We start from the raw sequence: 22,607 nt of genomic DNA, 5'->3' as shown, positions 1-22,607 counted from the left end.
AACGGTCCTTACAAAGAGTCCCCCGAAGGGGCGCAACGTTGACAGTAATCAGCCCGCCCCTTACATCGCAAGGAAGCCTTGAGGGGGCTGGTCTTGGGCCCTGTTTAGGGGCCTTGGCGCAAGCCGACAAGCGACCTCCTCTCAATTCGGTATCACAGGGGCGGCAAGAGTCCGCTTGGAGAGAACATGCTGGGTCTGTCATCTATTGCGAAAAAGGTCTTTGGGACCGCGAACGACCGTAAAGTTAAGGGCGTGCGGCCCCTGATCGACAAGATCAACGCGCTAGAGCCAGAGTTTACGGCGCTGAGCGATGAGCAAATCAAAGACCGCACGCGCGCCCTGCAAGAGCGGGCAAAAGCAGGCGAAAGCCTAGATGATATGCTGCCCGAAGCCTTTGCCAACTGCCGCGAAGGTGCGCGCCGGGCTTTGGGTCTGCGGGCTTTTGATACGCAGTTGATGGGCGGTATTTTCCTGCACCAAGGTAACATTGCCGAGATGAAGACAGGCGAGGGTAAGACCCTTGTCGCGACTTTTCCGGCGTACCTGAACGCGCTGTCCGGCAAAGGTGTGCATATCGTTACCGTGAACGATTATCTGGCCCGCCGTGACGCGGACTGGATGTCGAAGGTCTATAGCTTTCTTGGGATGACGACCGGCGTTGTCGTGCCGCAACAGCCTGAGGCGGAAAAGAAGGTCGCCTATCAGTGCGACGTGACCTACGCGACGAACAACGAGCTGGGCTTTGATTATCTGCGCGATAACATGAAGTCAGAGCTGAACCAGATGTACCAGCGCCCGCATAACTTTGCGATCGTGGACGAGGTGGACTCGATCCTGATCGACGAGGCGCGCACGCCGCTGGTCATCTCTGGCCCGGCGCAAGACCGCAGCCAGATGTACCGCGACATCGACACCATCGTACCGGGCATTCTGCCGGAACACTTTACGCTGGATGAAAAGCAGCGGTCCGTGAGCTTTACCGACGAAGGCAACGACTACCTAGAGGACGCACTGTCCCGCGCTGGCCTGCTGCCAGAGGGACAGACGCTGTATGATCCCGAAAGCGTCACGCTGGTGCACCACACCAGTCAGGCACTGAAGGCGCACAAGCTGTTCGCCAAGGACAAAGATTACATCGTGCGCGGTGATGAAATTGTTCTGATCGACGAATTCACGGGCCGTATGATGACGGGTCGCCGTCTTGCTGACGGCCTGCATCAGGCAATCGAGGCGAAAGAGGGTGTCAGTATTCGCCCTGAAAACGTCACGCTGGCCTCTGTCACGTTCCAGAACTATTTCCGCCTTTATAAGAAACTGGGCGGCATGACTGGTACGGCGTTAACCGAAGCCGACGAATTCATGGAAATCTATGGCCTTGGTGTGGTCGAGGTGCCGACGAACCGGCCCATCCAGCGCCAAGACGAGCACGATCAGGTTTACCGCACGGCCCGCGAGAAGTTCGAAGGCGTGGTCAAAGAGATCAAGGAAGCCAACGCAAAGTCGCAGCCGATCCTTGTCGGTACGACCAGCATCGAAAAGTCCGAGTTTCTGTCGCAAATGCTGACCGCCGAAGGGATCAAGCACAACGTGCTGAACGCCCGCCAGCACGAGCAAGAAGCGCAGATCATTGCCGACGCTGGCAAGCTGGGCGCTGTCACAATCGCCACCAACATGGCTGGCCGCGGCACCGACATTCAGCTGGGCGGCAACGTCGAGCTGAAGGTGATCGAGGCGCTGGACGCTGATCCCGAGGCAAACCCTGACGAGATCCGCGCGCGGATTGAGGCAGAGCATGCCGGCGAAAAGGAAAAGGTTCTGGCAGCTGGCGGCCTGTTTGTGCTGGCCACGGAACGCCACGAATCGCGCCGGATCGATAACCAGTTGCGCGGCCGTTCTGGCCGTCAGGGCGATCCGGGGCGGTCGTCGTTCTTCCTGTCTCTCGAAGACGACCTCATGCGGATCTTTGGATCCGAGCGTCTGGACAAAGTGCTGTCATCGCTGGGCATGAAAGAAGGCGAAGCGATTGTGCACCCTTGGGTCAACAAATCGCTAGAGCGGGCGCAGGCCAAGGTCGAAGGCCGCAACTTTGATATCCGCAAGCAGCTGCTAAAGTTTGACGACGTGATGAACGAGCAGCGCAAAGTGATCTTTGGCCAGCGCCGCGAGATCATGGAAGCGACCGATCTGTCTGAAATCGTCAGCGACATGCGCCATCAGGTCGTCGAAGACATGGTGGACGAGCATATGCCGCCCCGCAGCTATGCCGATCAATGGACGACAGAGGCGCTCTATGCTGATGTGATCCAAAACCTTGGCATGGACGAACCGGTCATGGCCTGGGCGCAAGAAGAGGGCGTAGATGCGGATGCGATGCGCGAACGGCTAGAGGCCGCTTCTGACGCGCATATGGCCAAGAAAGAAGAGGCGTTTGGTGCCTCTGCGATCCGCAATATTGAAAAGCAGGTTCTGCTGCAGACGATCGATGCCAAGTGGCGCGAGCATTTGGTGACGCTGGAACACCTGCGGTCTGTCGTCGGTTTTCGCGGCTATGCGCAGCGCGATCCGCTGAACGAATATAAGACCGAAGGCTTTCAGTTGTTCGAACGGCTTCTGGACGGTTTGCGTTTGGACGTGACGCAAAAGCTGGGTCAGATCCAGCCGATGACGCAAGAACAGCAAGACCAGATGGTCGCGCAATTGCGTCAGCAGCAGGCCGCTGCAGCGGGCGCTGTCGCCGCGCCCCAACCTGATGCACAACCCGAGCCCGAGAAGCTGATTGAGCGTGCGACATCTGCGCAAAGCGCTGGGGATGCGACCGCCCGCACTGGATTTGACGAAAATGATCCGGCGACGTGGGGCAACCCGACGCGAAACGACGCCTGCCCATGCGGGTCCGGGAAAAAGTTCAAGCACTGCCACGGCGCGCATTGATCTCATGTAACAGGGGGCGGGCCAATTGGTCCGCCCTCGCCACATTCACGACACCTTAATTCCTTGCGGCGGTCCCGCCGCCGACATTTGCGCTGTGCATAACTCCTGTTAACCCCATAACGGGCAAGGAGACGACGCATGAAACCTGCAACCCGCAAGATAGTCACCGCCGCCACGACATTCTCTGTCGCGCTTAGCATAGGTTTCGTCATGCAGTACGGCGACGCGGTTGCCGCACGGCTTGGGATCGACGAACCCATCGGTGGCCCTGCTGGCCGCACGCAGGTTAGCGTTCCTGGATCGGCTGTCACGGCAAGCAAGGCTGTGGTTGTCCCACAATTGTTGGCACCGCGCGTGACGGATGACAGCAAAGAAGTGGCAGATATCCCGCAGGAATTGGCAACGCCCACCTTGCAAATGCCCGATTCGACCTCTGTTTCAGACCTCATTCTTGCCTCTGCCATGACCGAGGCCCCCGTCATGCCAAGCCCTGAAGTGGCCGCTTGCGATCCAATCATGACAGCCACGGCGCAGCCTATGGCGATGGTGCAGCTTCAGTTGACTGACACCTGCCACAAGGGGGCACCTGTCTCGATCCATCACCAGGGTATGATTTTTAGCGCGATCACCGATGCGGACGGTAAGCTGTCGGTGGACGTGCCGGCACTGTCGCGGGACGCGCTGTTTATTGCCGATTTCAATACGGGCAAGGCGGCGGCTGCCTCTGTCTTGGTGCCTGATCTTGATACGGTGGACCGCGCAGTTCTGCAGTGGCAGGGCGATGATGGCGTGCAACTGCACGCGCTTGAATTCGGCGCTGGCTATGATGACGCGGGACATATCTGGTCTGCGTCGACCGGTGCTGCAGGAAACGTGCAAACCGGCAGCGGCGGTATCTTAACGTCGCTCGGCGATGTTGCCGTCAGCGATGCTCTGCGCGCAGAGGTGTACACCTTCCCCAGCGGTCAATCCGTCCGTGACGGTCAGGTCGTCCTGAACGTAGAGGCAGAGGTCACAAGCCGGAACTGTGGCCGCGACGTTTCGGCGCAAAGTATCCAGATTGGTCCAGATCACGCGGCAGACGCCATCGACCTGACCATGACAATGCCGGGTTGCGATGCAATTGGTGAATTTCTGGTGTTGAAAAATATGTTCGCGGACCTGACACTCGCGGCGAAATGAATTCGCAGCGACGATCCACAAGGTATTCGATATTGCGCAGTGCGGCAGGGGGACTTGCCGCACTGTTGCTGTGTATGGATAGCGCTGCTGCAGAAGAGGTCACGATCACCTCTGCCCAGGGCAATCTGGTTCTGACAGGCCGTATTGCAGGTTTTGACGGCACCTATCTGGATATCGAATCGCCGCATGGCCCTTTGACGCTGGCCTATGCGGGCGTCACCTGCGCTGGGGCTGATTGCCCTGATCTAAAGAGCTACGTTCCACAATTGCGCCTGTCCGGCGAGCCGCGCCTTGCTAGCCTGCTGCTTCCTGCGTTGATTGATGGATTTGCACGCGACCGCGGGCTCAAGCTGATACAAGAGGACACTGACGATGGTGCACTTAATATCACCTTGGTCGAAGACGCCCAGCCAGTGCTGCTGGTTAACCTGCGGAATAGTCAAAGCGCCGAGGCTTTTGCTGATCTGTTGACCTATGACAGCGATGTCGCCCTGACCTTTCGTGACCCGCTGCCCGACGAACAGGCCCGCGCCGCAGAGGTAGGGATCGCTCTGCCGGGCCTTGCGGGGGGCAGCGTCGTGCTGGGCGGCGAGGCGTTGGTTCCTATCGTCTCTCCGCTTAACCCAATACGGGTTATCGATCCGGCTGACGTGATCGCAGCCTTTGCCGGGGATATTGCCGACTGGGAACAGATGGGCCAACCCGCGATGCCTTTGACGCTGCATCTGGGGCCAGTGGGTGACGGGCAGGCCGATGCATTTCTGGCGATGCTGCCCGAGCCCGCCAGCGCTGCCGTGATCAGACATGCAGACCCTGATGCGCTGGCCGAAGCTGTCGCTGCTGATGCGGGGGCGCTTGGGATTGCGGCGCTTGGTACCTCTAGCATTGCGCAGCCACTCGGCCTGCGTGATGCGTGCGGGTTGACGGCACCGCCGGTGCTGCGCGGGATTAAGACGCAAGACTATCCGTTGACCACGCCAGCCTTTGCCTTTGTCAGATCGCAACGGAAACCTGAAATCGTCCGTGCTTTCCTGAATTGGCTACGCAGCCCAGCCGCAGAACTGATCGTGCGACGCGCCGGCTTTGCTGATCGGGGGGTGGTCCCGATCTCTTTAGACGATCAAGGAGAGCGGTTCGCCCACGCGATCACCATTGCCGGACCAGACACATCGCTGCGCGATTTGCAGGGCATGGTGGCGATGATGCACGCGCGCGTTCGGATTTCGCTGACGTTTCGGTTTGCGAATGGGACGACTGCGCTTGATACCGCCTCGGCCGCAAATCTACGTTTGCTGGCCCATGATATGCGTGACGGCGTCTATGCGGGGCGCGAGGTCATGCTGATTGGATTTAGCGACGGCGAAGGTTCTGCCGACGCGAACCGTGACCTGTCTGCGGCCCGCGCTTTGGCGGTAGAAAACGCGCTGCTGTCACTGCTAGGCGCGATACCAGACAACCTTCGCCTTGGGACTGCCGGGTTTGGAGAGGCATTGCCGATTGGCTGTGACGATACTGCATGGGGCCGCCAAATGAACCGCCGGGTCGAGGTTTGGGTCGGCGATTAAAGCAGCCCTTCGGCGCGGAAAGACAATTCCCGCGATTTGCCAATGATAAGATGGTCATGGACAGAGATGCCAAGCGCCCCGGCTGCCGCCTCGATCTGCGCTGTCATGGTAATATCAGCTTGCGACGGTGTCGGATCGCCCGAGGGGTGGTTGTGGACCAAGATCATCGATGCGGCATTCAGCTCTAGCGCGCGTTTGACGACCTCGCGAGGATAGACAGGAACGTGATCAATCGTGCCGCGCGCCTGTTCCTCGTCCGCGATCAGGGTGTTTTTGGTGTCGAGGTACAGAATACGGAATTGTTCGGTGTCGCGATGGGCCATCACAGTGTGGCAATAGTCCAGCAGCGCATCCCGGCTGCTGACAACGTGGCGCGCCATAACTTTGCTGCGGGCCATGCGGTGTGCTGCCGCTTCTACGACCTTAAGTTCCACGACGACGGCGTCGCCGATCCCTTTGACCTGCTTTAGTGCAGCTACGGGGGCCGAAATGACGCGGTTGAAATCACCAAACTGATCAATCAACGCACGGGCCAGTGGTTTGACGTCTTGCCGCGGGATGGCGCGAAAGAGGACAAGTTCCAGCAGTTCATAATCCGGCAAGGCCGCCGCCCCGCCACTGATAAAACGGTCGCGCAGGCGCGCACGGTGATCTTTGATATAGGACGGCAACCGGCCGGGTCGGATCGTACCGTCTGCCTCGTCAACGGCAGCAGGGGTGAAAAATGGCAGGGCTTCCTGAAAAGACTGGGTCATGCGCTTAGGATGACCCCTCGTTAATGAAAAAGCGGTTAAAATGTTTCCGATTTCGGCAGTGGCCATGAAAAAAGGGCCCATGCTTTTGCAAGGGCCCTTTGGTGGCGACACAGTAGAATGCCCGCCGCGGCTTCAGCCTTTCATCGAATCCCAGAACCCTTTGACAGACTTAAAGAACGTCGACCCCTGCGGGTTGTTGTCCTTTGATAAGGTGTCAAATTCCTTCAGGATTTCGCGTTGCCGCGATGTCAGGTTCACGGGCGTTTCGACCTGTAGTTCGATGAACATATCACCAGCAGCAGCGCCTCGAAGGGACGGCATGCCTTTGCCACGCAGGCGCATCTGACGGCCTGACTGGCTGCCTTCGGGGATCTTGACCCGCGAACGGCCGCCGTCGATTGTCGGCACCTCGATCTCTCCACCCAAGGCGGCAGAGGCGATGCTGACGGGGACCCGGCAGAACAGGTTGCTGGACTCGCGTTCAAACAGCGCGTGATCTGCGACTTCGATAAAGATATACAGATCGCCCGCAGGTCCGCCGCGCATGCCAGCCTCGCCTTCGCCAGCAAGGCGTATGCGTGTGCCGGTTTCAACGCCAGCCGGGATGTTGACCGACAGCGCCTTTTCCTTTTCGACGCGGCCTGCGCCGTGACAGACGTGGCAAGGATTCTTGATCGTCTGGCCTGCGCCGTTACAGGTGGGGCAGGTCCGCTCGACTGTGAAAAAGCCCTGCTGCGCGCGCACTTTACCCATGCCAGAACAGGTCGGGCAGGTTACAGGTTCAGAGCCGTCGTCCGCGCCCGTGCCGCTGCAGTTGCCGCATTGCACGGCAGTGGGCACGTTGATCGTTTTGGTCAGGCCAGCATAGGCCTCTTCCAGTTTGATCCGCAGGTTATAGCGTAGGTCGTTGCCGCGTGCAGCACGGCTACGGCCGCCGCCGCCACGTTGGCCGCCCATGAAGTCGCCGAACAGATCGTCGAACACATCAGAAAATGCCGAGGCGAAATCGCCATTGCCTTGCTGACCGGGATGACGGCCACCGCCACCCATTCCGCCCTCAAAGGCGGCATGGCCATAGCGGTCATAGGCGGCCTTTTTGTCGCCGTCCTTCAGGACTTCGTAGGCCTCGTTGGCCTCTTTGAATTGTTCTTCGGCCTTGGGATTGTCGGAGTTACGATCCGGGTGCAATTCCTTCGCCTTCTGGCGATAGGCCTTCTTAATCTCGTCTGCGCCAGCACCTTTCTGGATGCCAAGCGTTTCGTAATAATCGCGTTTAGCCATCTTACAGGTCCCCCTTGGGAATGGAAAAGACCGGCCCGGTTCAGGGGCCGGTCTATCCCGTCAGGCGGATGCCTTACTTGTTGCGCTTTTCGTCGTCGAGGTCTTCGAAGTCGGCGTCAAGGATGTCATCCTCGTCTGCGCCTTTCGGCTCTGCGTCGCCGCCGTCTTCAGCGTCTTGGCTCGACTTATAGATCGCCTCGCCCAGCTTCATCGCGGATTCGGTGACGTTCTGGATGCCCGACTTGATCTTGTCGACGTTGTCGTTTTCCAGTTCGTCTTTCAGCGCGGCGATTGCCAGTTCGATCGCTTCGATGGTCGTCGGGTCGACCTTGTCGTTGTGCTCTTCCATCGACTTTTCGGTCGAGTGGATCAGGCTTTCAGCCTGGTTGCGCGCTTCGACCAATGCACGGCGTTCCTTGTCGGCGTCGGCATTTGCCTCGGCGTCGCGGACCATCGCTTCGATATCTTCATCCGACAGACCGCCAGAGGCTTGGATCGTGATGTTCTGCTCTTTGCCGGTGCCTTTGTCTTTGGCTCCGACGGACACGATGCCGTTGGCGTCGATGTCAAACGTCACTTCGATCTGCGGCATGCCGCGCGGTGCAGGCGGGATGCCTTCTAGGTTGAACTGGCCCAGCATCTTGTTGTCGGCTGCCATCTCACGCTCGCCTTGGAAGACGCGCAGGGTCACGGCGTTCTGATTGTCTTCTGCGGTCGAGAAGGTCTGCGATTTCTTCGTCGGGATCGTCGTGTTACGGTCGATCAGACGGGTGAACACGCCGCCCAAGGTTTCGATGCCCAGCGACAGCGGGGTCACGTCCAGCAGAACCACGTCTTTGACGTCGCCTTGCAGAACGCCAGCTTGAATAGCAGCACCCAGCGCCACGACTTCGTCAGGGTTCACGCCCTGATGCGGCTCTTTGCCAAAGTACTTGGCTACTTCTTCTTTCACGCGGGGCATACGTGTCATGCCGCCGACCAGAACGACTTCGTCGATGTCGCCAACGGACAGGCCAGCGTCTTTCAACGCAGCTTGGCAAGGCTTGATCGACGCTTTGATCAGGTCAGATACCAGCGATTCCAGCTTGGCGCGGGTCAGTTTCATGACCATGTGCAGCGGCTGGCCAGTTTTGCCCATCGAAATGAACGGCTGGTTGATCTCGGTCGAGGAGGAGGACGACAGCTCGATCTTGGCTTTTTCAGCAGCTTCTTTCAGACGCTGCAGCGCCATCTTGTCCTTGGTCAGGTCGACCTGGTTTTCTTTTTTGAACTCGTCGGCAAGGTAGTTGACGATGCGCATGTCAAAGTCTTCGCCGCCAAGGAAGGTGTCGCCGTTGGTGGACTTCACTTCGAACAGGCCGTCGTCGATTTCCAGAATGGTCACGTCGAATGTACCGCCGCCAAGGTCATAGACCGCGATGGTTTTGGTGTCTTTTTTGTCCAGACCGTATGCCAGTGCGGCTGCTGTCGGCTCGTTGATGATCCGCAGCACTTCAAGACCGGCAATCTTGCCTGCGTCCTTGGTCGCCTGACGCTGGGCGTCGTTGAAGTAGGCGGGCACGGTGATAACGGCCTGCGTGACTTCTTCGCCCAGATAGGACTCAGCGGTTTCTTTCATCTTACCCAAGATGAAAGCAGAGATCTGCGAAGGGGAGTACTTTTCGCCCTTGGCTTCGACCCATGCGTCGCCGTTGCCGCCGTTGACGACCTCGAACGGCATGTTCTTTTTGTCTTTCACCAGAAGCGGATCGTCAAACCGACGGCCGATCAAACGCTTTACAGCAAAGATGGTGTTTTCGGGGTTGGTGACGGCCTGACGCTTGGCGGGCTGACCAACCAGACGCTCGTCGTCCGTGAACGCGACGATCGACGGCGTGGTGCGTGCACCTTCGCTGTTTTCGATCACGCGGGGTTTGCTGCCATCCATGATGGCAACGCAAGAGTTTGTTGTACCGAGGTCGATACCAATAATTTTAGCCATTTTCAGATCCCTTATACTTCAGGCGATGTGAGAGGCGCAGACCCGTTGCGGCACCTGCGCCCGTTTACATGATTGCGCTACAGAAACGTCCTGCACCGGCTGTCTGGCGTATATAGGGAGGCGTTTTGGCCCCTGCAACAGGGGGCAACCATACAGCGCGCCAATTTTTGGCAATGAACGGTACGTCGCGCGGCCGCGCTGGCGCAGGTTCGGCCCTTAGCGCGAGGCGTTCCAGCTGACCGATGCGTGGCGGCGGGTGTAGAATTCGCCAAGCAGTCCCAGCATCAGCAACACAAGCGCCACATACAGAGGATACGTCGGAGAGCTGAAGTGAGGGTTGTAGTTCAAGAAGATGTCGCCGCGAATCTGGTCGATGCAATGAAATAAGGGATTCCAGTCAAAAATCGACAGCATGGATGCTGGCAACGTATTGGCCAGAAACATCTTGCCGGATGCGATCATGTTGACGCGGCCATAGACCGTACTGCCAATGCGGGTGAAGTCCGGGGCCCAAGGTTTGATCGCCAAAAAGATCGTTCCAACCGCCACACCAGAAAACCAAGAGATCATCAGCATTTCCAGCGCGCCGATGGGATTGTCGATCACGACGGGTTTGTAGGTGACGTGATAGATGAACAACACCACAACGATTGATAGAAATTGCAAATACAGCGACGAAAGCGCCGCGGCGCAGATCGAAATTGCTGTCGTCATCGGGGCGTGATTCATCATCGCGGACGCGGGCCCTTCGGATCCGACCACCGCGCCCATTGCCTTTGTGTGGGCCATGTACAGAAAAATACCCGACATGATGTACATCAGGTAATCCCCGCGCACCGCAGAGCCGCGCATCCCCAGCAGGGCAAACATGCCGTAGAACGATGCGATCATCAGAACAGACTGAAAAATGTTCATGATCAATCCGACCAGCGGATTGCGGTGGTTTTTGCGGACGTCACGTACGGCGCTGTGGTAAATCAGTTCGGCCATCCCCAAAACAGAGCGCGTGCGTGATCTTGGGGCCTGCACCTGAAACATCTGACGTTGCCTTTTTCATTCGATTCGCATCGGCGTCGCATGTCTGATGCCATGAAATTCTTGCCGTTCGCTTTATGCCGCAGCATAAGAGCGAAAAGGGCGGTTTTTCAATCAATTCACTGTGTGCCCCGCAATTACGGAGAAAATGTGACCATGGATTTCAACAAGCTGTCCGATGTGATGCGCCGTTTGTCGCTGGAAGCAGGCGATAAGATCATGGAAATCTATAACTCGCCCGATTTCGAAGTGCGCACCAAAAGCGACGAAAGCCCCGTGACTGCCGCGGACGAGGCTGCTGATGCGATCATCAGCGCAGGCCTGCGCGCAGCCTTTCCCGATGTGGCGCTGATTACAGAAGAGCAGGCTGCGTCCCATAAGGTGCAGGCCAGCACGTTCCTGATCGTGGACCCGCTGGATGGCACTAAGGAATTCATCAAGCGCCGCGGCGATTTTACTGTGAACATCGCCTATGTCGTCGACGGCGTGCCCGTGCGCGGCGTGGTCTATGCCCCTGCCAAGGAACGCTTGTTCTACACAGACGCCTCTGGCCAATCGGTCGAAGAAACGGGCCCCTTCGCCAAAGACACCGTTGGCGAAGTCGAGCCGATGTCCGTCACAACATACCCCGACAACAATGCCCTGATGGTCGTCGCGTCCAAATCGCACCGCGACCAAGCGACGGATGACTACATCGATTTGTATCTGGTCAAGGACATGAAAAGCGCAGGCTCTTCGCTAAAGTTCTGCCTGATCGCCACCGGAGAGGCGGATATCTATCCGCGCCTTGGCCGCACGATGGAATGGGACACAGCCGCAGGCCATGCCGTTCTGACAGGCGCTGGCGGCGAAGTCGTGCGCTTTGATAACCACAAGCCACTGGTTTACGGCAAAGAGGGTTACGCGAACCCCTTCTTCATCGCCCACGCCCCCGGCGTTACATTGCAGAAATCCTGATGTCAGTCCTGATTGTTATCCCCGCCCGCTATGCCTCTACCCGGTATCCGGGCAAGCCGCTTGTCGACTTGCGCGGCGCGGACGGCGTCGCGAAATCGCTGATCCGACGCAGCTGGGATGCGGCGATGCAGGTGGACGGCGTTGACCGCGTCGTTGTCGCCACAGACGACGACCGGATCAAGCAGGCCGCAGAGGCATTCGGCGCAGAGGTCGTCATGACTCCAGAGGCCTGCCGCAACGGGACAGAGCGCTGCGCCGTCGCTATCGACGCGATGGACGAAAGCTATGACATTGTGGTTAACTTGCAGGGCGATGCACCGCTGACACCCGCGTGGTTTATCAGCGATCTCGTCGCAGGCATTCAGGCACGGCCTGACGTCGATGTTGCGACCCCGGTGCTGCGCACAGAGGGCCGTGCGCTGAACGGTTTTCTGGACGACCGCCGTGCGGGCCGGGTTGGCGGCACGACGGCCGTATTCGGCGCAAGCATGAACGCGCTTTATTTTTCGAAAGAGGTCATCCCTTACACGGGACAGACCTTTGCGGATGATGCGGATACGCCGGTTTTTCATCACGTTGGCGTCTACGCTTACCGCCCGGATGCCCTGCGAGCCTATGGCACATGGCCCATCGGCCCATTGGAAACCCTCGAAGGGCTAGAGCAGCTTCGCTTCCTTGAACAGGCCCGGTCTGTCCTATGTGTTGAAGTCGATGCCAAAGGCCGCCAGTTCTGGGAACTAAACAACCCCGAAGATGTCCCTCGGATCGAGGCGATGTTGAAAGAGATGGGGGCAGACTGACGTGCAGCAAAGCGTCAGTGTGATCGTTGTCAGCAACGGCCGCCCTGACGCGTTGCACCGTTGTTTGTTGGGCCTGTCCCAAATCGATCACCCCAATTGCGAGGTAATTGTCGTCGCCGATAATAGCTCTTGGCCTGCCATCACGCAAAGCGGATTGGCGGGCCGTATCAAGGCTGCGCGGTGCGACGTGCCGAATATCTCGATCGCGCGCAACGCGGGGCTGGCGCTGGCGGCGGGGGATATCGTCGCCTTTATCGACGACGACGCTGTGCCAGAGCCGACATGGCTGTCGTATCTCACTGCACCCTTCGCCAATGAAAACGTCACGGCTGCGGGCGGCTTTGTGCGCGGGCGCAATGGAATCGATTTCCAATGGCGCGCCCGGTTGGCCTTTGGCGACGGTGAAACTACGCCGTTTGAAGTGGACGAGCTGCGCCCAACGCTGATGACCGCCGGGCCCGGGCGGGCGGTCAAGACCGAAGGCACGAACATGGCCGTCCGCCGCGCCGCGCTGATTGCGATGGGCGGCTTTGACGAGGCATTTGCGTTTTACCTGGACGAGACAGACCTTAATTTACGACTGGCCCAAGACAGCGCCACGACAGCGATAGTTCCGCTGGCGCAGGTCCATCACGGTTTTGCTGCTAGCGCCCGGCGCCGCGCGGATCGCGTGCCGCGCACGCTGTTTCAGATTGGGGCCAGCCTTGCGGTGTTTTTGCGCAAACATGGCGGAACGGCCCACCCCACACCGCATGTACCCCGCGCGCACCAGCGGCGGCGGCTTTTGGCACATATGGTCGCTGGGCGGCTGATGCCCGGTGATGTCAGGCGGTTGCTGCAAACGTTCGATGCCGGCTGGGCCGAGGGGCTGAAGCGCGCGCCTGCGCAGCATCCGCATTTTAGCAACCCACCGCCGTTCGTGCCGTTTGGCGCGCAAATCCGGACGCACAAAGTCATAAGCGCCCGGTCTTGGCATGCGGCAAAGGCGCTGATGGCGGCCAAGCAGGCGGTAGCGGATGGGCAAATCGTGTCGCTGTATCTGATGTCACCAACGGGGCTATTTCACCGCCGCCAGTTTGATGAAAACGGCGTGTGGATTCAGACGGGCGGGCAGTTTGGCAAGTCGGACCGATCTGATCCGTGGTGGGCGCCGTGGCGGGCACGCAGGCGCGTTGATGACGAAGCGCAGAAAATGCGCGCCCTGCGTGATCCTCAATCGGCGGATTACAACAGCCTTCACGCAAAACGATAACTGGTGACTTGGTTTAGTCACAAACGTGGCGTAGGACGACTCGAATTGTCAGCCACGAATTGATTGATCGAGGGAACGCATGCGTAGCAAAGTCACCAAAGCCGTATTTCCGGTAGCTGGTTTGGGAACTCGGTTCCTGCCAGCGACGAAAGCCGTTCCAAAGGAAATTATGACCTTGGTGGATCGCCCTTTGATCCAGTACGCCATTGATGAAGCCCGCGCTGCTGGCATCACCGAATTCATTTTTGTCACCGCACGGGGCAAGAACGCGCTCGAGGATTATTTCGACCACGCGCCAGATCTGGAACACACCCTGCGCAAAGCTGGCAAGACCGAGCTATTGGAAATCTTGAAGTCCACCAACATGGACAGCGGCGCGATTGCTTACATCCGCCAGCACAAGGCGATGGGCCTCGGCCACGCGGTCTGGTGCGCGCGCCGTCTGATCGGTAACGAGCCCTTTGCCGTTATGTTGCCCGACGACGTGATCGCGGGCGAGAAGTCTTGCTTGCAGCAGATGGTCGAAGCCTACGAGGAAACTGGTGGATCCATGGTCGCGGCCATGGAAGTCGAACCGGATCGGACGTCGTCATATGGCGTGCTTGATGTGGAATCGGTGAACGGTCCCATCGTCAAAGCAAAAGGCATGGTTGAAAAACCGGCCGCAGGCACTGCACCGTCGAACCTTGCTGTTATTGGCCGTTATATTCTGACGCCCAAGGTGCTTCAGAACCTGAACAAAATCGACCGTGGCGCTGGTGGTGAGTTGCAATTGACCGATGCGATTGCGATGGAAATCACCCAAGATCGCGATGTGTTTGGCTATAAATTCGAAGGTCAGCGCTACGATTGTGGTTCTAAGGCTGGCTATTTGCAGGCGACCGTTGCCTTTGCACTGGACCGTCCAGAGCTAAGCGACGAGTTTGTCGATTATCTGCAAGACATTTTGGCGCGGCGCGCAGCCGCCAAATAGGATCAGTGACAGCGGCGCGACTTCTTGATGTGACCAGACTCGCCTCTCGGGCGGGTTTGGTGGCGACGGGGGTCGACCGTGTCGAACTGGCTTATCTGCAGGCGTTCACAGGCGACACAGACGTGCCAGTCTTCGGCCTATGCCGCACGGCGCTTGGGTTTGTGCTGCTGGACCGGGCGGGACTGCTTGCGCTGGGCGCGGCATTTACGGCCCGTGATTTTCCCAAGCCGGACCTGCTGTCGCGGTTCAATCGGCGGCTGACAGATGCGGCCCGGCACGGTCAAAGCTTTGCCCGTCGCCATGCGATCGCGCGGGCGCGGCGCGCGCGGCTGAAGCGTTTGTTAAAACACCTTCCCGCGGACATCACCTATTTCAACGTTGGCCACAGCAACCTGACCCGCTCTGTCTGCCGGGCGATCAAGTCGCAGCGCGGCGCACAGATTGCGATCCTGATCCACGACACGATCCCGCTGGACTGGCCGGACATGCAACGCCCCGGCACTGTGGCGGAGTTCGCGTCAAAGCTAAAGGTTGCGGGAAAATTCGCGGACCGTATCGTCTGCACCTCTGCCGCCTGCGCTTCTGATGTGCGCCGCCATCTAGTTGCGCTGGGACCCGTGCCGCCTATCGTTACCGCGCACCTTGGCGTCGATGTGCCGAGCCCCGCGCCAGAGGATATCCACCTCGGCGTCATGCCGATGCGCCCCTATTTTGTAATCCTCGGCACGATCGAGCCACGCAAGAACCATGCTTTGCTACTGGATATCTGGGACGACTGGGGGCCGGGCGCGCCGGATCTGCTGATTTGTGGCCATCGTGGCTGGCTGAACAAGGACGTTTTTGACCGCCTCGATGCTGGTGTGCCCCACGTCAAAGAGGCACCAAACCTGTCCGACGGTGCTATTGCAGCCCTCCTTCAGGGCGCGCAAGGTCTGCTCTTTCCATCCCGCGCCGAAGGCTTTGGCCTGCCCCCGATCGAGGCGGCGGCGCTGGGCGTTCCGGTCTTATGTGCTGATTTGCCACCTTGCCGCGAACTGCTTGGTGACTGGGCCGTTTACGTGGATGCCCAAGACCGCTATTCATGGAAAAAAGAGATTTCGAGGTTCCTGCAGATAGCGCCGCAGGATCGCGCGGGCAGGCTTGTTCCCCCCACGTGGTCCGCGCATTTTAGGAAGGTATTAGGCGAAGCCTGATAGTGACCTGCGCTAGATGCAAAGACAGTTAGGAAAAATGCGTGGGCATTTTGCGGTCCTACCGGCTAAGGGTGCAGCGGCAACGCTGGCTCGTGCGCGCCTTTCGCAAGCGCCGCGAATTGAAAGCTGTCGCAAACCGGACTGGGCAGATCAAGCCTGACGACATCATCGTCTTTTCGACATTTCGCAACGAAGACCTGCGATTGCCGCATTTTATCCAGTATTATCGGGGGCTTGGGGTCAACCATTTCATTATGGTCGACAACGATAGCACCGATGGCGGTGCCGAATTCTTAAAAGATCAGCCTGACGTGACACTGTTTCATGCGCATGGCAGCTATAAGCGGGCGCGCTTTGGTGTTGATTGGCTAAACTGGTTGCAGCGAAAATATGCGGATGGTCATTGGACTCTGGTTGTCGATCCAGACGAGCTGCTGGTCTATCCGTTCTGCGACACGCGGCCTCTGCGGGCATTGACTGACTGGCTTGATGCGTCCTCGATTAAATCATTTGGCGCGATGCTGCTGGATATGTATCCCAAGGGACGCATTAACGATGTGCCCTATCGCCGGGGTGCCGACCCGCTTCAGGTCGTCGAATGGTTCGATAGTGGCAATTATAACATCAAACGCAATCCTAAATTTGGCAATTTGTGGATCCAAGGCGGCCCGCGCGCGCGCACCTTTTTCCCAGCAGAGCCAACCCGCGCACCTGCGTTGAACAAGATCCCATTGGTCAAATGGGACAAGAAATACGCTTATGTCAGCAGCACGCACATGCTGCTGCCGCGCGGCCTGAACCTTGTCTATGATGAATGGGGCGGGGAAAAAGCCAGTGGCGTGTTGCTGCACACCAAATTCCTGCCCAACTTTACCGAAAAGGCAAAGGAAGAGATGGAGCGTGGTCAGCACTATGCCAACAGCCACGAATATCGCGCTTATGCCGCGTCTGGCGACGCAAACCCGGACCTGTGGTGCAAGTGGAGCGAGCGCTATATCAACTGGCGCCAGTTAGAGATTTTGGGGATTATGTCCAAGGGGAACTGGGCATGACCGTTGGCGTCGTCATGCTGGTGCACACCGCCTTTGACCGGGCTGAACAGATCGCCCGGCACTGGGTCGAGGGTGGCTGCCCTGTTGTGATCCACGTCGATAAAACTGTGCCGGACGACAAGTTTGAAACCTTTAAAACGGCGCTTGGCGATTTGGAGAAGGTTAAATTCAGCCGTCGCCATCGCTGCGAATGGGGCACTTGGGGGATCGTCGCGGGCACGCAGTCCGCGTCAGAGCTTATGCTGCGGTCCTTTCCGAATGTGCGCCATGTTTTCCTGGCATCTGGGTCTTGCATGCCGCTGCGCCCGGTGCGCGAATTGCGCAGGTATCTGGACAGCCGTCCGCGTACTGATTTTATCGAAAGCGCGACGACCTCTGACGTGCCTTGGACGGTGGGTGGGCTTGACCGCGAACGCTTTACGCTGCGGTTTCCGTTTTCATGGCGCAAGAACCGCTATTTGTTCGACCGCTACGTCGCCTTGCAACGCCGTTTCCGGTTTCGGCGCAAGATCCCCGAAGGCATCGTGCCACATATGGGATCGCAGTGGTGGTGCCTGACCCGGCAGACCCTATCGGCGATCCTGCAGGACCCGGATCGGCCGCTTTATGATAAGTATTTCGCCAAGGTCTGGATCCCGGACGAAAGCTATTTTCAGACCCTTGCGCGCCTGTATGCGGTTAATATCGAAAGCCGGTCTTTGACGCTGTCAAAGTTCGATTTTCAGGGCAAGCCGCACATCTTTTACGACGACCACCTACAGCTACTGCGGCGGTCTGACTGCTTTGTTGCGCGCAAAATCTGGCCGCGCGCTGATCTGCTATATCAGGCATTTTTGGTTGAAGACGCCGCTACCATGAAAGGGGCAGAGCCAAGCCCCGGCAAGATTGACCGCATCTTTTCAAAGGCCGTTGATCGCCGCACAAAGGGGCGTCCGGGGCTTTATATGCAAAGCCGTTGGCCGAATCAGGATTGGGAGAACGGCATCACGTCGTCGCCCTATTCTGTGTTTAGCGGCTTTGGTGAGCTGTTTGAAAACTTTGAACCTTGGCTGGCTCGTATCACGGGGTCGCGGGTGCACGGGCACCTTTATGCGCGCGATCGCGTGCAGTTTGATGGTCGGCAAAAGTTTTTTAACGGTGCGTTGTCCGATGCGCCGGCCTTGCGGGATCACAATCCGCAGATGTTCCTAACCAATCTGATTTGGAACACGCGGGGCGAACGGCAGGCGTTTCAGTTTGGACCGTCCGATGCGCAAAAGATTAGCTGGACGCTGGCCAAAGATCCGAACGCACAAATCAGCGTTATTTCAGGCAGCTGGGCTGTACCGCTGTTTCAGTCTAACCGCGATTTTGCCGATCTGCGGCACGAGGCTGCGTTGCTACAGCGCGTCGAAAACGAACATCTGGCCGCCTTGCGCTCGACCTGGGCCAAGGCCCGCATTCGCATCTGGACGATGGCCGATTTCATCGAGTCCCCAATGGAGGCGATTCAGCTTGTGATCGACGAAATGACGGGGGAAAAGACGCGCCGCATTGCCGAAGCGCCGCGGATGCATGACCTGACCGGTTTTGGCCAGTTTCTGCAAAACCTGAAAAATCAGGGGATGCACCCGTATTTGATGGGCGATTTCCCAGTCGCTTCCGCCCCGCTTAATCAAGCGCCCACGGCGCGCAAACCTTATTTGGTCAAATAACGTGTCAAAATTCGATTACTTCGTAGTTTTTGCTGAAATGCGCACGGGCTCTAACTTTTTAGAAGCCAACCTGAACATGTTTGACGGCGTCGCCTGTTTGGGCGAAGCATTTAACCCGCATTTTATCGGTTTTCCAAATACCCCCGACCTTCTTGGGATGACCCAAGCTGACAGAGAGTCCGACCCGCAGGCGCTGATTGATCGGGTGAAACAGGCCGAGGGACTTAACGGTTTCCGGTTCTTCAATGATCACGATTCGCGCGTTTTGGACATCGCGCTGACTGACCCACGCTGCGCTAAGATTGTGCTGACGCGCAATCCTGTCGACAGCTTTGTCAGTTGGAAAATCGCCAGCGCGACGGGGCAGTGGAAGCTGACGAATGTCACCCACGCCAAAACGCAGCAGGTTAATTTCGACGGGGTAGAGTTTGAAACCCATCTTGCCGCGCTGCAAGCGTTTCAAACGCGCATCTTGAATACCCTGCAGCGCAGCGGGCAGACGGCGTTCTACGTCGCTTACGAGGATTTACAGGACGTTGAGGTCATGAATGGCTTGGTGCGCTGGCTTGGGGTCGACAGCCACATCACATCCTTGAACAAAACGCTGAAAAAGCAAAATCCCGATCCGATGGCGGATAAGGTTGCGAACTTTGCCCAGATGGAAACCGCGCTTGCGCGCATGGACCGGTTTAATCTGACACGGACGCCAAATTTTGAACCCCGCCGTGGGCCGATGATTCCGACGTATATCGCCGCGCCGCACAGCCCGCTGCTTTATATGCCGCTAAAATCCGGGCCGAATGCCGTCGTACAAGACTGGCTGGCTGCGGTGGACGAAGCGACAGTGCAGGATTTGAAAACCGGCTTTAGCCAGAAAAGCCTGCGGGACTGGCTGCGGGCCCATCCCGGTCATCGCAAATTCTCTGTCGTGCGCCATCCGGTCATTTGGGCGCATACTGCGTTTTGCGAACGGATCGTGGCAAACGGGCCGGGTAGCTTTGCCGAAATTCGGGCGACCCTGCGCAAAGTCCACGGGGTAGACGTGCCAGATGGCGGCGCGGTGCCAGAAACGGACGTGGTCTATAACATGCAGGCCCATCGCAAGGCGTTTCTGGCATTCCTAAAATTCCTCCGCAACAACCTGTCGGCTCAAACGGCAATACGAACCGATGCAGCGTGGGCGTCGCAGCAGTCACTGTTGCAGGGCATGGCCGACTTCGGCGTCGCGGACCTTATCGCCCGCGAGGATAGTCTGCGGGCCGACATGGCGCGGCTGGCTGGGCAGATTGGCCGCACCAGCATGCCAGACCTGCCAGAGCAGACCGACCCCTATGCCGCGCGGTTGGCTGCGATCTATGATGATGTGGTGGAGGCAGCAGCGCGCGATGCCTATGGCCGCGATTACGAGGCGTTCGGCTTCGGCGCTTTACGTTAGGCGGCCTGCGTCGCCTGATTTTCGGTCAGAATAGTGTAAAGCGTAGCAGGGTCGCTATTCGCCCGCAGCTTGGCGCAGATATCTGGGTTACGCATGGTGCGCGACACCAACGCTAGCGCGCGTAGGTGTTCTACGCCGGCTTCCTCTGGTGCCAGCAAGGCAAAGACCAGATCAACGGGCTGGCGATCAACGGAATCAAAATTAAGCGGCTTTTCCAAACGCAGGAACAGCCCGCGCACGCGGTCGACATCGGCCAGGCGCGCGTGTGGCAGGGCAATACCATGCCCCACCCCGGTCGGGCCAAGGCCTTCGCGTTCGATCAAAGCGTCGATCACGTCGGCGGACGGCATATGGTAGGATTGTTCTGCCATCGCGCCGAGATCGTGAAAGAGACGTTTTTTGCTGGTGCAACCGCCCAACATTTTGACGGCACCTTGTTGCAGGATGTCGGCCAGTTGCATCAATTCGTCCCTTGGTGCGGATCCGGCCGTTCAGCCCGCGTTGTGCGGATCGATCCAGCCGATGTTCCCATCTTCGCGCTTGTAGACCACATTGATGCGGCCCTGCTTTTCGTTTCGAAAGACCATCACGTTCGCATGGGACAGTTCCATCTGCATCACAGCTTCACCAACAGAGATTGAGGGGATCTTCGCCTCTGTTTCTGCCACGATAACCGGTGCGTCGCTGGACTGCTCATCCTCGTCGCTATCATCACTCGTTGCGGCGAGGATATACGACCCGCCGCCCGAAACTTCAACAGGGTCGGGGCGATCGCGGTGATGATCCTTGAGCCGGCGCTTATACCTGCGCAACTGTTTGTCCATTTTTTCCGCGCAGGCATCAAAAGCAGAATAGATTTCCGAATCCTTGCCAGACGCCTGAACTGTTAGGCCGGTGGACAAATGAACCACGGCTTCTGCCACATATTCGTGTCCGGTCTTGGAGAAGACGACATAAGCTTCGGTCGGGCGACCGGCATATTTCGCCAGCGTTTCGCCCAGTTCAGTTTCAACGTGGGTCTGCAGGGCCGCGCCAATGTCGATCTGTTTTCCGCTGATCTGATACCGCATGATCTCTCCTGTTCTGCTGGTATTAACGCACAAAGGACCAAGGCCGCAGGCGGCCCAAAGTTCCATTCATATGCGCTTGATAGGATGATGCAGTAGGTGTTTCCAAAGGCTTAAAGGATCCACCCAGCGCAGGCGCTACGGCGGAAAGGCGATGGAAAATCTCTTGCATCATCCCAGACATTCAGCGCCACAACAGGCCGTGTGTCAATGGCAGCTCAATTTACGCGGAAACCGGAGCCCAAATAAACGCGCTGCACGTTCTCGTCGCGCACGACCTCTTCGGTCGTTCCGCTCATCAGAACTTTGCCGTCGTGCAGGATATAGGCGCGGTCCACAATTTGCAGCGTTTCCTGCACGTTATGGTCGGTAATCAGTACACCGATGCCGCGATTTTTCAGGTCTGCGACAAGGCCACGAATTTCGGCAACTGCAATCGGATCGACCCCGGCAAAGGGTTCATCCAGCAGGACATACTTTGGCCCCGCTGCTAGACAGCGCGCGATTTCAGCGCGTCGCCGCTCACCGCCAGATAAGGCAACGGCGGGGGCTCGCCGCAGGTGTTCGATGGAAAATTCGGACAATAGCTTTTCCAGCTTTTCGCGGCGGCGCTTCTTGTCAGGCTCAGCGATTTCCAGAACGGCCTTGATGTTGTCTTCGACCGTCAGGCCGCGGAAAATGGACATTTCCTGCGGCAGATAACCGATGCCAACGTTCGCGCGGCGATACATTGGCAGGGTGGTCACGTCCTCGCCGTCGACGCTGACTTGCCCGCCCTCAAGCGTGATAAGACCTGCAATGAGGTAAAAACAGGTGGTCTTGCCCGACCCGTTTGGCCCAAGCAGCGCGACGACTTCGCCCTTGCCAAGATGCAAGCTGACGTCGCGGATAACAGGGCGCTTGCGGTAGCTTTTGCGCAGGTTGGTGACGCGTAGGCCGTCGCCAGCAGGGGGGGGCACGTCGCGGGGCATCAGTTGTTGCCGTCTTGCTGAAACACGGTCCGCACGCGGCCATTCATTTGCGCGGTGCCAGCGTTCAGGTCCAGCACCATGCTGTCTGCGGACAGGGCGCTTTGGCCTTGGGTCAGCAGCACATCGCCGTTCAAGGTCAGCAAGCCGCTGGCGAGATTATAGTCGGCGCTTTGCGCCTCTGCCGCTTCGGTCGCGGTGGCAAAAGTGACCCCGCCTGTGGCCTGCAGCCGTGTGATATCGCCCGAATCAGCCGCATAAGTGACCTGAACAGACGGCGCTGACAGGCGCAGATCGCCCTGACCAATCACGACATTCCCGCTAAACACGGCAGAGCCGGTGTCTTGATCAACGTTCAAATTATCGGCTGTGACTTCAACCGGCGCAGATGGATCGGCGGCAATCCCGCCAAGGTTGATATTCGTCTGGGCCGTTGCGGGTACAGCAAACACCAAAGCAATCAGGGCGGCAAAAAATCGGTTCACG

The 22,607-nt window shown here is 58.3% G+C and carries 19 protein-coding genes; 11 read left to right on the top strand and 8 right to left on the bottom strand.

Features of this window, described 5'->3' with window-relative positions; genetic code table 11:
• Positions 1-186: 186 nt before the first annotated feature.
• The 3 genes from secA (at position 187) to KBW81_RS15550 (ending at position 5,678) form a co-directional block, all read left to right on the top strand.
• A complete protein-coding gene (gene secA / locus KBW81_RS15560) occupies positions 187-2,931 on the top strand; it encodes a preprotein translocase subunit SecA (protein WP_254247800.1) in 2,745 nt (914 codons plus the stop codon).
• Between the two features lie 138 nt (positions 2,932-3,069).
• A complete protein-coding gene (locus tag KBW81_RS15555; protein WP_254247799.1) occupies positions 3,070-4,113 on the top strand; it encodes a translocase in 1,044 nt (347 codons plus the stop codon).
• A gap of 74 nt (positions 4,114-4,187) precedes the next feature.
• Positions 4,188-5,678 carry a phosphate ABC transporter substrate-binding/OmpA family protein gene (locus KBW81_RS15550; protein WP_254247798.1) on the top strand — a complete coding sequence of 497 codons (1,491 nt, stop codon included), beginning with the start codon at positions 4,188-4,190 and terminating at the stop codon, positions 5,676-5,678.
• Here the strand turns inward: KBW81_RS15550 and radC are convergent.
• The 4 genes from radC to KBW81_RS15530 all read right to left on the bottom strand — a co-directional run bounded on the left by radC (position 5,675) and on the right by KBW81_RS15530 (position 10,733).
• Positions 5,675-6,433, bottom strand: coding sequence for a RadC family protein (radC, locus tag KBW81_RS15545; protein ID WP_254247797.1), 759 nt, complete (start codon positions 6,431-6,433; stop codon positions 5,675-5,677). The two genes, KBW81_RS15550 and radC, sit on opposite strands and share 4 nt — an antisense overlap.
• 132 nt (positions 6,434-6,565) lie before the next feature.
• A complete protein-coding gene (dnaJ, locus tag KBW81_RS15540; protein ID WP_254247796.1) occupies positions 6,566-7,714 on the bottom strand; it encodes a molecular chaperone DnaJ in 1,149 nt (382 codons plus the stop codon).
• 73 nt (positions 7,715-7,787) lie between these two features.
• A complete protein-coding gene (gene dnaK / locus KBW81_RS15535; RefSeq protein WP_090188719.1) occupies positions 7,788-9,695 on the bottom strand; it encodes a molecular chaperone DnaK in 1,908 nt (635 codons plus the stop codon).
• Positions 9,696-9,911: 216 nt separating this feature from the next.
• Positions 9,912-10,733: an ABC transporter permease gene (locus KBW81_RS15530; protein WP_090188722.1), complete on the bottom strand. Its 822-nt coding sequence runs from the start codon at positions 10,731-10,733 to the stop codon at positions 9,912-9,914.
• A 153-nt stretch (positions 10,734-10,886) separates the two neighbouring features.
• On the opposite strand from KBW81_RS15530, the gene cysQ reads away from it, so the two are divergent.
• The 8 genes from cysQ (at position 10,887) to KBW81_RS15490 (ending at position 20,086) form a co-directional block, all read left to right on the top strand.
• A complete protein-coding gene (gene cysQ / locus KBW81_RS15525) occupies positions 10,887-11,687 on the top strand; it encodes a 3'(2'),5'-bisphosphate nucleotidase CysQ (protein WP_254249080.1) in 801 nt (266 codons plus the stop codon).
• Positions 11,687-12,487 (top strand): 3-deoxy-manno-octulosonate cytidylyltransferase, encoded by an 801-nt coding sequence (locus KBW81_RS15520; protein ID WP_254247795.1) that lies wholly within the window; start codon positions 11,687-11,689, stop codon positions 12,485-12,487. Before cysQ ends, KBW81_RS15520 begins: the two co-directional genes overlap by 1 nt.
• Before the next feature lies 1 nt (position 12,488).
• Positions 12,489-13,739 (top strand): glycosyltransferase family 2 protein, encoded by a 1,251-nt coding sequence (locus tag KBW81_RS15515; protein ID WP_254247794.1) that lies wholly within the window; start codon positions 12,489-12,491, stop codon positions 13,737-13,739.
• Between the two features lie 79 nt (positions 13,740-13,818).
• A complete protein-coding gene (galU, locus tag KBW81_RS15510) occupies positions 13,819-14,712 on the top strand; it encodes a UTP--glucose-1-phosphate uridylyltransferase GalU (protein WP_090188730.1) in 894 nt (297 codons plus the stop codon).
• Positions 14,713-14,741: 29 nt separating this feature from the next.
• Positions 14,742-15,905, top strand: coding sequence for a glycosyltransferase family 4 protein (locus KBW81_RS15505; protein WP_254247793.1), 1,164 nt, complete (start codon positions 14,742-14,744; stop codon positions 15,903-15,905).
• Positions 15,906-15,946: 41 nt separating this feature from the next.
• The gene (locus tag KBW81_RS15500) at positions 15,947-16,957 is read left to right on the top strand and encodes a glycosyltransferase family 2 protein (RefSeq protein ID WP_090188733.1); all 1,011 of its coding nucleotides are present in this window, start codon (positions 15,947-15,949) and stop codon (positions 16,955-16,957) included.
• A complete protein-coding gene (locus KBW81_RS15495) occupies positions 16,954-18,651 on the top strand; it encodes a beta-1,6-N-acetylglucosaminyltransferase (protein ID WP_254247792.1) in 1,698 nt (565 codons plus the stop codon). Before KBW81_RS15500 ends, KBW81_RS15495 begins: the two co-directional genes overlap by 4 nt.
• A gap of 1 nt (position 18,652) precedes the next feature.
• Complete coding sequence (locus KBW81_RS15490; RefSeq protein WP_254247791.1) at positions 18,653-20,086, top strand: nodulation protein NodH; 1,434 nt, start codon at positions 18,653-18,655, stop codon at positions 20,084-20,086.
• On the opposite strand, the gene KBW81_RS15485 is transcribed toward KBW81_RS15490, so the two are convergent.
• From KBW81_RS15485 to lptA, 4 genes are all read right to left on the bottom strand, one after another.
• Positions 20,083-20,547, bottom strand: a complete 465-nt coding sequence (locus tag KBW81_RS15485; protein ID WP_090188738.1) for a PTS sugar transporter subunit IIA — start codon at positions 20,545-20,547, stop codon at positions 20,083-20,085. The two genes, KBW81_RS15490 and KBW81_RS15485, sit on opposite strands and share 4 nt — an antisense overlap.
• A gap of 30 nt (positions 20,548-20,577) precedes the next feature.
• A complete protein-coding gene (gene hpf, locus KBW81_RS15480) occupies positions 20,578-21,156 on the bottom strand; it encodes a ribosome hibernation-promoting factor, HPF/YfiA family (protein WP_090188741.1) in 579 nt (192 codons plus the stop codon).
• Between the two features lie 215 nt (positions 21,157-21,371).
• The gene (gene lptB / locus KBW81_RS15475; RefSeq protein WP_254247790.1) at positions 21,372-22,124 is read right to left on the bottom strand and encodes an LPS export ABC transporter ATP-binding protein; all 753 of its coding nucleotides are present in this window, start codon (positions 22,122-22,124) and stop codon (positions 21,372-21,374) included.
• Complete coding sequence (lptA, locus tag KBW81_RS15470; RefSeq protein WP_254247789.1) at positions 22,124-22,606, bottom strand: lipopolysaccharide transport periplasmic protein LptA; 483 nt, start codon at positions 22,604-22,606, stop codon at positions 22,124-22,126. Before lptA ends, lptB begins: the two co-directional genes overlap by 1 nt.
• Position 22,607: the final 1 nt, after the last annotated feature.

The sequence above is a fragment of the Loktanella salsilacus genome (assembly GCF_024206795.1).
Lineage (GTDB): Bacteria > Pseudomonadota > Alphaproteobacteria > Rhodobacterales > Rhodobacteraceae > Loktanella > Loktanella salsilacus.
This window is presented reverse-complemented; position numbering and strand designations above follow the sequence as displayed.

Excerpts from the sequence above, each read along its gene's own strand:
- secA (WP_254247800.1), top strand. The coding sequence starts at position 187 with ATGCTGGGTCTGTCATCTATTGCGAAAAAGGTCTTTGGGACCGCGAAC.
- KBW81_RS15555 (WP_254247799.1), top strand. The coding sequence starts at position 3,070 with ATGAAACCTGCAACCCGCAAGATAGTCACCGCCGCCACGACATTCTCT.
- KBW81_RS15550 (WP_254247798.1), top strand. The coding sequence starts at position 4,188 with ATGGATAGCGCTGCTGCAGAAGAGGTCACGATCACCTCTGCCCAGGGC.
- radC (WP_254247797.1), bottom strand. The coding sequence starts at position 6,433 with ATGACCCAGTCTTTTCAGGAAGCCCTGCCATTTTTCACCCCTGCTGCC.
- dnaJ (WP_254247796.1), bottom strand. The coding sequence starts at position 7,714 with ATGGCTAAACGCGATTATTACGAAACGCTTGGCATCCAGAAAGGTGCT.
- dnaK (WP_090188719.1), bottom strand. The coding sequence starts at position 9,695 with ATGGCTAAAATTATTGGTATCGACCTCGGTACAACAAACTCTTGCGTT.
- KBW81_RS15530 (WP_090188722.1), bottom strand. The coding sequence starts at position 10,733 with ATGTTTCAGGTGCAGGCCCCAAGATCACGCACGCGCTCTGTTTTGGGG.
- cysQ (WP_254249080.1), top strand. The coding sequence starts at position 10,887 with ATGGATTTCAACAAGCTGTCCGATGTGATGCGCCGTTTGTCGCTGGAA.
- KBW81_RS15520 (WP_254247795.1), top strand. The coding sequence starts at position 11,687 with ATGTCAGTCCTGATTGTTATCCCCGCCCGCTATGCCTCTACCCGGTAT.
- galU (WP_090188730.1), top strand. The coding sequence starts at position 13,819 with ATGCGTAGCAAAGTCACCAAAGCCGTATTTCCGGTAGCTGGTTTGGGA.
- KBW81_RS15495 (WP_254247792.1), top strand. The coding sequence starts at position 16,954 with ATGACCGTTGGCGTCGTCATGCTGGTGCACACCGCCTTTGACCGGGCT.
- KBW81_RS15485 (WP_090188738.1), bottom strand. The coding sequence starts at position 20,547 with ATGCAACTGGCCGACATCCTGCAACAAGGTGCCGTCAAAATGTTGGGC.
- hpf (WP_090188741.1), bottom strand. The coding sequence starts at position 21,156 with ATGCGGTATCAGATCAGCGGAAAACAGATCGACATTGGCGCGGCCCTG.
- lptB (WP_254247790.1), bottom strand. The coding sequence starts at position 22,124 with ATGCCCCGCGACGTGCCCCCCCCTGCTGGCGACGGCCTACGCGTCACC.